The 11,717-nt window shown below is 44.5% G+C and carries 10 protein-coding genes; 4 read left to right on the top strand and 6 right to left on the bottom strand.

All coding sequences use genetic code 11. The annotated features are described in order from the left end of the window. The first annotated feature begins 423 nt into the window (after window positions 1–423). The 4 genes from NWQ57_RS14195 (at window position 424) to NWQ57_RS14180 (ending at window position 6,067) form a co-directional block, all read left to right on the top strand. Window positions 424–672, top strand: coding sequence for a helix-turn-helix domain-containing protein (locus NWQ57_RS14195; RefSeq protein WP_306022818.1), 249 nt, complete (start codon window positions 424–426; stop codon window positions 670–672). Between the two features lie 691 nt (window positions 673–1,363). Beyond that, window positions 1,364–1,840 carry a hypothetical protein gene (locus tag NWQ57_RS14190; protein WP_306022817.1) on the top strand — a complete coding sequence of 159 codons (477 nt, stop codon included), beginning with the start codon at window positions 1,364–1,366 and terminating at the stop codon, window positions 1,838–1,840. Window positions 1,841–1,957: 117 nt separating this feature from the next. Continuing rightward, window positions 1,958–5,347, top strand: coding sequence for a glycosyl hydrolase (locus NWQ57_RS14185; RefSeq protein WP_306022816.1), 3,390 nt, complete (start codon window positions 1,958–1,960; stop codon window positions 5,345–5,347). An 87-nt stretch (window positions 5,348–5,434) separates the two neighbouring features. Beyond that, on the top strand, window positions 5,435–6,067 hold the full coding sequence (locus tag NWQ57_RS14180; protein WP_306022815.1) for a glutathione S-transferase family protein: 633 nt from the start codon (window positions 5,435–5,437) through the stop codon (window positions 6,065–6,067). Window positions 6,068–6,114: 47 nt separating this feature from the next. Here NWQ57_RS14180 and NWQ57_RS14175 read toward each other — a convergent pair whose 3' ends face one another. The 6 genes from NWQ57_RS14175 to NWQ57_RS14150 all read right to left on the bottom strand — a co-directional run. Then, window positions 6,115–6,978, bottom strand: a complete 864-nt coding sequence (locus tag NWQ57_RS14175) for an alpha/beta hydrolase (protein ID WP_306022814.1) — start codon at window positions 6,976–6,978, stop codon at window positions 6,115–6,117. A 72-nt stretch (window positions 6,979–7,050) separates the two neighbouring features. Next, window positions 7,051–7,878, bottom strand: coding sequence for a fumarylacetoacetate hydrolase family protein (locus NWQ57_RS14170; RefSeq protein WP_306022813.1), 828 nt, complete (start codon window positions 7,876–7,878; stop codon window positions 7,051–7,053). Between the two features lie 21 nt (window positions 7,879–7,899). Beyond that, a complete protein-coding gene (locus NWQ57_RS14165) occupies window positions 7,900–8,787 on the bottom strand; it encodes a VOC family protein (RefSeq protein ID WP_306022812.1) in 888 nt (295 codons plus the stop codon). 1 nt (window position 8,788) lies between these two features. Next, complete coding sequence (locus NWQ57_RS14160) at window positions 8,789–9,214, bottom strand: heme-binding protein (protein ID WP_306022811.1); 426 nt, start codon at window positions 9,212–9,214, stop codon at window positions 8,789–8,791. Next, complete coding sequence (locus NWQ57_RS14155) at window positions 9,211–10,782, bottom strand: bifunctional 3-(3-hydroxy-phenyl)propionate/3-hydroxycinnamic acid hydroxylase (RefSeq protein ID WP_306022810.1); 1,572 nt, start codon at window positions 10,780–10,782, stop codon at window positions 9,211–9,213. The genes NWQ57_RS14160 and NWQ57_RS14155 overlap by 4 nt, the downstream gene beginning before the upstream one ends. 11 nt (window positions 10,783–10,793) lie before the next feature. Continuing rightward, window positions 10,794–11,717 (bottom strand): amidohydrolase family protein (locus tag NWQ57_RS14150; protein WP_306022809.1); only part of this gene is annotated, 924 nt, incomplete at its 5' end.

Here is an 11,717-nt window from a genome sequence, read left to right as displayed (position 1 = left end):
CAAAAATTCTCTGAAAGCCTTTATTCACAAGGGTTTGGCGTTTTTCGCCGGGGTAGACCGATTAACACCTTTTCGCAGGGGTACCCTCCGGAGGCAGAGGTCGTGAGTTCGAATCTCGCCGGGTGCGCCATCTATGCATGATACCTATCAATAGTAATCACTAACAAAAAATCAGTCTGTGACCAAACCATTCCAGGTCATCGAGCAGAACTCATCCTGATTGCACTTCAATCAAGCCTAGAAGGTTTTTCTCATAATTGACTCAAACATCTTGGTCGCTGACACTCTTCGGCTTAACAGTACCATTTGAAGATGCAGACTATTCTCCATTAGATATTTTTAAACCAAATTCGGTATAAACTTGATTTATACCCCAAAAGGTATATTTTAGAATTATACCAATTTTAGTATGTAAATAATCTTATGAAAGTAAACACTCCTGCTGATATCAGTCCGATAATACGTGATGCACGCAAAGCTAAGGGTTGGACGCAGGCTCAGCTAGCTAAAAATGTAGGGCTATTTCAAAAAGATATTTCTCGTATTGAAACGACCCCTGATAAGGTCAGTTTGATCACCCTATTGAGCGTTTGCAGTGCGCTCGATATTAAATTGTCAGCCACAGCAAATAATAAGACTGACCTAGCTGTACGCAAGGAGCTGGATTTCTGATGGGCCGGAAATCTCATAGCAAACATTGTAGATAAGCAGAAAACCAAGGACAGACTAACCTGCTAAAAACACCCCCAGTTAGTCAAAATACCTCCCATGACCATCACCTTTTTTGTTTGTATGACACATAAAAGCTTGCGGAAAATAACCCGCCAAACCAGTGAAATATCACCCCCTAATAACGGTTTCGTAACCACTTTAATTTCCTCTTTTTCTATCTGAAAATTGACAGTTATAGGCTAAATTGATCCCGAATTAAGAGTTGAAAAGCACTTTTTGACTACATCGAGATGTCATATTTATTATATTATTAACACTCATAATAAATCATATGAAATCATAATTAATCAAATTTGGTCGCGAAACACTCGTATTTACTTTTTAAATAGGGCATTTTTGACAGCGCAACAGGTTATCTTTTTTGTTTGACTTTGATTTTATTAATACTTAAATGAACGCTATTTGTTGTTTGCAAGTCTTATATATAAAGGCTTTTCTGACTGTTGCTTAGCTAACAAACATTGAATTTGTTATGTAAACGCTACCATGTTATGTATAGGTAAAATCTATGCATGTCTCAAAAATCATTATTTGATTGGTTATGCTCTAACGGTTAACTTGTCATTAACAAATCAAGCTGTGTGACTGATCTGCAATATTGATTAGTAACAACAATCACGAGATTATGATTATGCCCTATTCACATAAAACTTACCTTCTGACAGAAACTGCTGTTGGCAGTGCTATTAGTTTGGTACTTAGTATTGTTTTTGTATTCCTAATTTTTGATTCTAATATGACAGTGCCGATTTATGGCTTGCAAGGCCTTATTGTCGACTCTGTCCCCCAGAGTTTTGCCATTGCTTTTATGGCGACCTTAATGCCAACGTTTTTGACCCGTATTAGACTCAAAGCTGGTAAGATTAAAGTCATAGATGGACGGGGCACTTGGTTGCCTCAAAACGTGTTTTTACGCAGTTTAACTATGGCGATATTGGTCACAATTGTTGCCTATTCTGCACATTTTGTGGCATTTGGCATGACGGGGTTCAATTCACTTAGTTTTACCAACGCTCTGATTTACAAAGCCTGTTATGGCGCTTTTCTTGGTGCAACTGTGGCTTATTATTCTTTACTTAATGCCCTTAGTGCAAAGTCACGAGTCTGATATTGGTCACTTAATTCAAGCCTATTCGACTTAGCTGTTCGAATTCACATTACGCGTTGATTGCCCTCTTTTTTACGAGCAATACAAAAATATAATTTTGAGATAATAGAGAAATTTATGATGAAATTGTTAACTCCTTATCGCAGCAATCTTAGTAAAATAAGTACAACAGTGCTGGCAAGCTTATGTTTGGTCTCATGTGCTGGGGAAAAACCCACGAGCCAACCATCAGCAAGCCAACTCGCCCAACAATTTGTTAGCCCTCCAGATTCCGCCAAACCTCGTGTATGGTGGCATTGGATGAATGGTAACGTTACTAAAGAAGGCATTGCCGCCGATCTGGCCTGGATGAATAAAGTAGGTATTGGCGGAGTGCAAAATTTTGATGCGCAACTGATGACCCCGCAAATAGTTGAAAATCCAGTCAGTTACATGACAGATGAGTGGGCAGAGATGTTTCGTTTTGCTTTGTCAGAGGCTGATAAATACGATTTTGAATATACTATTGCTGCTTCACCTGGTTGGAGTGAAACAGGCGGGCCATGGGTTAAACCTCAAGACGGCATGAAAAAATTAGTATGGACCACTCAGCGAGTGGAAGGTGGAAAAACCAATCAGATCGTGTTGACAAAACCTCCTAGTGTCACCGGATTGTTCATGGATTATGGTATGCCTGCTGAAATTTTTGTGGCTAAATCAGAAGATGACCATCTGCCCGAGTTTTATCAAGACGTTGCTGTTTTAGCTTATCCTGTTTCTAACGTCGGTAATTTAAAGGCGGTAAGTGTTAAGGCCTCAGATAACAGCACTATTGCTTTGGATGTATTGCAAGACGGTCTTTACCAAGGTGCGGTTCATATGAAGTCTGATCCCAGTTCGCCAAGTTATTTGGATTTCGATTTGGGTACAATTCAAACCGTGCGTTCGGTATCCATTGCCATGCCACCACCGGCTATGTTTGTTCCCGCATTAGTGGCACCGCAATTAGAGGTCAGCCAAGATGGACAGATTTTTACCAAAGTAGCCACCTTTCAAAAAACCGATGGTCTACAATCCACCCTATCCTTTGATGGTGTGCCAGCCAAATTTGTACGCTTAATATTTACCCGTAATTCAGACAGCCTATTTAAACTGCCATCATCTTCCGCACCGGGTGCCAAACCACCTATGCACATGCCCGGTTCAGGCGGCGATGGCTTGTTAGATGTTGCCTTACATGAAGTGATTATTTCCGCACAAGCCAAGGTGCATAAGTTTGAAGAAAAAGCGGTCTATGCTTTGACCGAAGACTATTACCCGATTTCATACCAGCGAAATGATAAAGGCGTTGCGCCCGAACAAGTACTAAATTTAAGCGACAAATTGAAGGCAGATGGCAGCCTTGATTGGCAAGCCCCCGCCGGTAATTGGCAAATTATTCGTTTGGGCTATTCGTTAACCGGTAAAGAGAATCATCCTGCTCCCGCTGAGGCGACGGGTTTGGAAGTCGACAAATATGATGCCGACGCAGTGCGTCGTTACATAAACACCTATTTAGATATGTATTTGGATGTGGTGGGTAAAGAAAAAATGGGCAGTAATGGAATCAATGCCTTGCTTAACGACAGTATCGAGTCAGGTCCTTCTAATTGGTCTACCAACCTGATTGCAGAATTTAAACAACGCCGAGGATACGATATTACGGCTTGGCTACCCGCGCTAACTGGCGTAATCATTGCTGATGCGCAACAAACAGATGCCTTTTTATACGACTTCAGACAAACTCTTTCTGAGATGATTGCCGACAATCACTACGCCGTGATCACCAAAGAAGTACATAAACGTGGCTTAAGTCATTATTCTGAAGCATTAGAAAATGGTCGCCCATCATTAGGTGATGGCATGCGCATGCGTCGTCATGCTGATATTCCAATGGCTGCAATGTGGTCGTTTGATACGGCCAATAATACAGGCCCAGCACCACAGTATTGGTCGGATATTCGTGAGGCTGCCTCAGTAGCCCATATCTACGGTCAAAATATTGTAGCGGCGGAATCGCTGACTTCAGCGGTGTCGCCCTGGGCCTTCTCCCCCAAAGATTTAAAGCCCATGATTGATATGGAGTTCGCCTTAGGCGTAAATCGTCCTATCATTCACACTTCTGTACATCAGCCTCTAACCGAAAAAGCGCCGGGCCTGAGCCTGTTTGTATTTGGCCAATACTTCAACCGTCTAGATACTTGGGCAGAATACGCCAAACCTTGGGTAACCTACATTACTCGTAATGCCTATATGCTACAGCAGGGTCGTTTTGCCGCAGATGTCGCCTATTTTTACGGTGAAGAAACCCCACTCACTGCCTTATATAATGACGCACCGCCAACCGATGTCAGTCATCAAAATGGCTTCGATTATGTTAATGCCGACGTTATTTTAGATAAACTAAGCAATGATGGAAGTGCGCTAGTTGTTGCCGATAGCGGCGCACGATATCAGGCTATTTATTTAGGTGGAACTTCGCAATACATGTCGTTGGCGGTATTAGAAAAACTGGCAGCTTTAGTTGAAGGCGGAGCCACTTTAATTGGTCACAAACCTCAGGGTTCCCCCAAACTGACTGACGATCCTGAGCGCTTTAATCAGGTGGCTGATGAATTATGGTCGGGACAGTATGCGAAGCAAGTTGTGCGCGCCGACAATATTCAGCAGGGCCTCGACAAAGTAGGCGTTGCGGCTGATTTTCGCTTTCAAAGTGAGCATAGCGATTCAGTGGTGATGTTTGTGCATCGCACCACTGCCAATAGTGAAATTTATTATTTTACTAACCGCAAAGATAAAACAGAAAAGGGGCAATTTTATTTACGCCAAAGTGGTGTTAAACCGCAATTATTCAATGCGGTCAGCGGTGAGACAAGTTCACTCCCTTATCACACCGAAGGGCAATATACCGTGATTGATTACACTTTAAAAGGTTTCGAATCAGGCTATATCGTATTTGAAAAAGACGCCAATATAATCCCTGTCACGGTAAAACCGGCAAGTAAATTATTGGTTGATCTGGGCAATGAATGGCAAGTGGAGTTTCAAGTTGGTCGAGGGGTACCACTAGGTACGCAATCTTTACTCTTAGGTGATTGGTCACAGAGTGACAATGAAGGGATTAAATATTTCTCTGGCACAGCGAGTTACACCAAAACCCTAAGACTAACCGACGCTCAATTAACCTCAGGCCAAACTATTCTGTTAGATCTCGGGGATGTTTCTGAACTTGCCGAGGTAATAATCAACGGGCAATCAGCAGGAATTGCTTGGACGGCACCCTATCAGCTAGATGTGAAACCCTATTTACGTAAAGGTGAAAACAACATTGAAGTTAAGGTTACCAATTTATGGGTTAATCGCTTAATCGGTGATCAACAAGCTGATGTAAAACAAACCTACACTTTTACCACCATTAATACTTATTTCCCTGACGCCCCGCTGCGCCGCTCAGGTCTACTTGGCCCAGTACAGCTTATCGCCGAGTAAAATTATTGTAAGCACAGCAGGCACCTTAGGGCTGCCTGCATTTTTCCGTTTTAACCTCAATTCTTAAAAATTAGTTTAGGGATACTTATGAATGAATTAACATTATTTGCCTTTCCTGGTGCTTGCTCTAGAGTATCGCTCATATTGCTCGAACAAGCTCATGCAGACTATCAGGTGCATTGGGTACGACTAACAAAAGGTGAACATAAGCGACCAGAATTTTTGGCGATCAATCCCAAAGCCAAGGTACCAGCCCTAAAAATTGGCAATGATATTCTGACCGAAAACCCAGCTATCATCTCTTATATCAATCAGCTCTTCCCATCTGCTCAGTTGCTACCAGTAAGCAATAATGCCTTGACCCAGTTACAGCAACTATCTGATTTATGCTTTTGCTCATCGACTTTACACCCGATGGTAACGCGTTTTTGCAAACCCGAGTTTTTTGCCACCAGTGATGCCATCATTAGTGTAAAACAAAAAGCCCAAGACGCGCTAAACGACGCCTTGGTGTGGGTTGAACAACGTATGGGCCAAGCTGCTTGGTGGTATGGTGAGCAGTGGAGTGCCATGGATGCTTATTTGTTTTGGGTACTCACTCGCCTACAAAGTGCTGATTTTTCGCTGGCTGAATGGCCTAATTTACATCGCTTTGTTCAAGCCATGTTGACTAGGCCAGCTGTGCAACGTGCTTTGGCAAAAGAGCAACAACTGGCTTAAATTTTATTGCAGATTATTTTGTGCATTAGTCACTAATGCACAAAATATTAAGCACACACTTTACTGATAAAACCAAGTATTTCGTCGCTTAGTCGAGTATCAGAGGTGCCAAGGTGGCTGGCTATCGAATAATGGTTGTGGCCCGAAAGCACCATGCAAGCGGGTAACTCGCCTTGTTGGGTTATACGAGCTTGGGCTAAACCCACAAATTCTGCTTGAAAACGGGGTGGATCATACTCAGTACAAGCCATCATTAAGGGCGTCGTGGAATTTACTAATGCTGATAAAGGATGTTTAGCCGCGTAGTCTGCTTGTGGCCCGTAATACAAGGTATCTCTCTCGTCTAATGGGGTAACGCCGTACAAACCTGATAACAAAACCAAGCCTTTAATCGCTGATTCTTCACTATTGTGTTGGTGATAAGTGGCAACATGCACAGCACCTGCAGAGGTACCAATCAAAATAATTTGGCTGGGATCGCCACCATACTGAGCAACATTGGATTTCAGCCAATTAACCACAGCGGCTACATCTTCACCACCACTGGGCCACATAAACTCTGGTGCCAAGCGGTAATTCATCACCACACCAATATAACCTTCGCGGGCAGCAAAGCGCCCTACATTGCTGTTATACCAATCTTGGTTACTGCCTTTATCTCCCTTTAAAAAACCACCACCGTGTACAAATACCACTACTGGTTTCAACTGAGCATGGCTGCTGGCTGAAGCATAAATATCCAATACCTGACGTTCATGCTGACCATAAGCCACATCGGTAGCAATTGCAGGTTGAGCCTTAACTAGCAACAGCTGTTCTTGTGCAAAAATAGACCTTAAGGCCTCTAGCACTGGTGGTCCCATTTCCCGTCCTAAGGCGGTAATGGCTTGTTTGGTTTGATTATTTTGCATGACGAGAACTCGAGTTGGCAAAGTGGTTTTAAATACCTCGCCAGTTTAGCGAGGTATTTGCTTTAACAGTGATTAGGCTTCGTCAGCTATGGTATTGCTGAGTATGCCCATAGGACCAATTTCTATTTCGATAGTATCACCGGCCTTCATCCACACTGGTGGGGTGCGTTTTGCACCTACGCCACCCGGAGTACCACTGGCAATCACATCACCAGGGCGCAATTCAGTAAAATTGGAGATATAAGCAATCACTGTGGCGATGGGGAAAATCATATCTTTAATCGGTTGTTCCTGCATCACTTTGCCATTTAGGCGGGTGGTGACATTAACATTAGACAAATCACCCGCTTCATCTGGGGTGATCATATAAGGGCCAAAGGGACCTGTAGTTGGGAAGTTTTTGCCCGGAATAAACTGGCGAGTATGCCACTGCCAATCACGTACCGAGGCATCGTTAAAACAAGCATAACCGGCCACATGGCCCATGGCATCTGTTTCACTGATGTAACGCCCACCTTTTCCAATAATCACCGCCAGCTCACCTTCATAATCAAGCTGGGTAGAAACTTTCGGCACTAAGATATCACTACCATGGGGCAATAGAGTGTCAGCAAAACGGGTAAAAATTGACGGAAAATCCGTTGCGGCACGATTGGTTTCTTGGCGATGACTTTCGTAGTTATGCCCTACACAGAAGATTTTATCTGGATTAGGGATGACGGGTAACAAACTCACCTCTGCTAATGCATAGCTTTGGCCATTAACACGTGACGTTAAGTTGTTATCACCAATCGCCGATTTGAGATCGTCGCTGCCTGTACCTAGTTGATAAATGGTTTCACCCTCAAGTCGCCCAAAAGCGGGAGTGCCATCGGACTGTAAAAAACTGATATATTTCATGATAATTATTCCTAGTAAAGCTTAAGAAAGCGTTTCGGCTTTCCAGTCACGATAAAATTTAAAATTGGCTTCAGCGATTTTCAGACCATCAAAGTCTTTGTCTGAAACGCCCCATTGATCGATGCGATTGGCTGGCCATGTCCAATCGTCTGGCTCGCCAACTTTATAATCTGCTGGCACTTTGTTGACTGCGGTAGAGAACTCCACCACCGCGCCATAAGGAGCAATAAAGTAGGCGTAGACATTATCACCAGGACCATGACGACCCGGCCCCCAAGCTGGGGTAAATTGATGATCACGCAAACGGCCTATGCCACGCATAACGGCATCAACATCTTGCATTTCAAAGGCAATATGATTCAGCGAGCTAAAACCCGCTCGAGCAAAGGCAGTGCTATGGTGTGAATCGTTGCAGCGCACAAACACCATACCTTTGGTGCGGTCAGATACCGTGAAACCTAAGACGTCTTCTACTAAATGACCGCTAGCTTCCGCATCGGCAGCATTAAATACCACGTGAGTTAATTTAGTCGGTAAGTCTTTGTCTTCAATAGGCGCTACTTCTTCACTGCCTACTAAAAAGCGCAATAACTCACCTTCTTTCAGTTCAACAATAATGCCTTTACCACCACCTAAATCCATTGATTCAACCGATTTCGTAGCCAAACCACTGGCAGCCACTCGTTGTTTTAACGCGTCGAGCTCATGTTGTTCACATACAAAGGTGACACTGCGCACATAGCTTTTTTCACCCTCTTCAAAGGCGACGAGATAGGGAAAACTACCTGAGCCACGTAAATAATGGGTATTATTTTTGACGCCGGCCGGGGCAATTTTCCAAATGTTCAACATAAAATCTGCTGCTTCTGCGGCCTTAGGCATCACCATTTCTATACTGCGTAATTTCATTTCACTCTCCGCAATGTAAGTTTGCCGACATAATACCCGCTATTGCGCAGGCTTCGTCTACTTCGCCAGTATCACCACTGATACCAATAGCGCCGATGATCTCACCACTGGCATCTTTAATCAGATTGCCCCCCGGTGAATAGGGAAGGTCCACACCTGGGATACTAGTTATGCTGGCAAAAAAAGTCGGATTTTTTGCTGCCCGCTCAGCCATAACGCGGGTATCAACACCCATGCCTAACGCGCCCATGGCTTTGGCTTTAGCGATGTCATGACGATACAAGCTGGCTTTATCTTCGCGGCGAAAAGCCACGGGGTGACCACCTGCATCTAGTACTATTACCGCTAAGGATTTAGCCTTACGTGCTCGCGCTTCAGCGATAGCACCGGTAATAATCAAATCGGCCTGAACTAAGCTCACGTTCATGCTATTTGCTCCTGTATTGTATTAGTTGCGCTTAATTGCTGACTTAATGAAATAAGCAGTGTGTCCACATCATGTCCTGCCGTGCCATAGACATAGAAATCTGGTCTCACTAACACCGCTTGCACCTGGCAATCTGCTAACCACTGAGTAATCGGGTTATGGCAACCCAAATCCTCGGCATTGTAAATTTGCAGGTCAACATTAGTCAGATAGCTCTGCTTAGTGTCTTGGGCGCTGGTTAATATTGCGCCATTTTTGACAAACAGCTTCCACTGTCCGGGGGCGATATCGTCTAACAGCTTTTCTTTACCTTCGATGGTCAACCTTGGCTGGATAAAGCGCACCCCCGCTTTGATTGTTCTCGTCGCGACTATGCCACTTTGAATGGGTGGGATAAGTTCAGCCGCCGTCGTAGGTAATTCATTACGGCGCACTTTTTCGCGGATATCAGCATCTCGAAGGGCTGCTTGTTGCTGGTCAAGTATACAAATATAGCGCCCTGCATTGACGGCTGCAGTGATCACAGCCCGTACATGGGGATCACGCTCTGGTTGGTAACTATCCAAAATACTGGCATCAGCCTGATGATTTAATATCATCGCCATTTTCCAACTAAGATTTGCCACATCACGAAAACCGTGACACATACCTTGACCGAAAAACGGTGGGGTTTGATGGGCTGCATCGCCAGCTAAAAACACCTTGCCCTGCTGCCACTGTTTTGCCACTAAACCATGAAAACGATAGGTTGAAGCGCGCACGATTTTATGTGGCACACCGTCTAAATAAGGTGCCAGTAATTCGGCCACTTTTTGTGGCTTCATCATCTCCTTATCATTTTCGCCGGGTAATAACATCAGCTCCCAACGACGGTGATTACCCCGCCCCGGCACAATAGTCGCAGGGCGTTTAGGATCACACATCATAATAGATAATTGTTGCAGATTGGCACCCGCCGGAACGCCGTTTAAATCCGGAAATTGCACATCGCCATCGACTTCAGCATCGACTACTAACCAAGGCTCTTCAAAATCTAAATCATCTAATTCAATACCAAGGTCCTTACGCACTGAACTCCGGGCTCCATCACACGCTATTACCCAGCGAGCCTTAATCTGATAAGCCTGTTGGTCACCAACTAAATTTATACTGACATGATTGTCCTGTTGTTCAACACCAACGCATTCGGTGCCTAAACGTAATTCAACATTAGGATAAGCACCAAGCGCATCACGCAAGTGGTCTTCTAGTTCAGGCTGATAAAAAAAGTAATCGTTGGACCAGCCATAGGGGCGAGGTTTGTCTACCGTGCCCATATAGCGAATAACACCATGGTCGGCGCCAATATGCAGATGGCCTTCGGTATCGCGCATGTCGGGTAAAACCTTGTCTGCAATACCAACGGCTTGCAGCAAACGCACCATTTCATGGTCTAAATGTACCGCCCGTGGAAGTGGGAATGGCTGTGCTTCTTTTTCAACAATCAGGGTCTTAATCCCTGCTTTTCCTAATAAATTGGCCGCAAAAGCCCCTACCGGGCCGCCGCCGATAATCGCAACATCGAACATAGCTTTACCTTTTATTGGCTGGAGGCGTGTTTTTGCTCAGGTGTTTTGTATAACTTTCCACCTTGCATGATCATGGCCAGACGATTTTTGTCTTGCATGATACGAACGTCCTTGGTCGGGTCGCCATCAACCAATAATAAGTCAGCTAAGTAACCCGTTTTAATCAAGCCAAGTTCATCGCCCATGCCCATAATTTGACCACCTAAGGCGGTAGCAGCATGTAAAACTTCGGCTGGGGTATAACCAAAATGCTCAACCCATAATTCAAGGTCACGGGCATTACGACCATTAGGGTTAAAGGGAAATCCGTAATCACCACCCGGTAATAAACGAATACCTTTAGCACGTAATTTGGGTACTAAGGCTTTTTGCGTGGCAAGTACTAAAGCTGCATCCGCTTTCATATGGCTCATGTCCATATGGGGCGGTGGCTTAGCATCTAAAGTGGCTTGCACTATGCCTATGGTCGGCGCAACAAAAATCTCATCTTTGTGCGCTGCCAACATCTCAATGGCTTCATCATCGGCATAGGTACAGTGATAAAGTACTCTGAAACCGGCTTTTACGCCGATCTTAACTGCTTCTTTAGCGTGGGCATGGCCGGTCAACCAAACGTTTGATTCGCGGGCTTGTTCACCTGCGGCCATCAATTCTTCTTCGCTATAAAGTAATTCTAAGGAGGCGCCGGGCTTAAGTGCACTTTCACCAGAAATCAGAAATTTCACCGCTTTAGCGCCAAGTTCTGCGCAATCTTTCACAAAAGCTTTCATGCCTTCTGGTCCGCGAACATGCTCTTCCACTTTACCTGGGTCTAGTTCCGATTCATTGGGTGGCTCACGCTCTACTGACGAGGGAATAAGGCGTGGTCCGGGCATGCCGCCTGACTCAATATGTTTATTTAAACTGATTTCTAAGGTTTTGCTTAAGGCACCAGC

Origin of the sequence: Paraglaciecola sp., assembly GCF_030730205.1 — a bacterium.
Lineage (GTDB): Bacteria > Pseudomonadota > Gammaproteobacteria > Enterobacterales > Alteromonadaceae > Paraglaciecola.
This window is presented reverse-complemented; position numbering and strand designations above follow the sequence as displayed.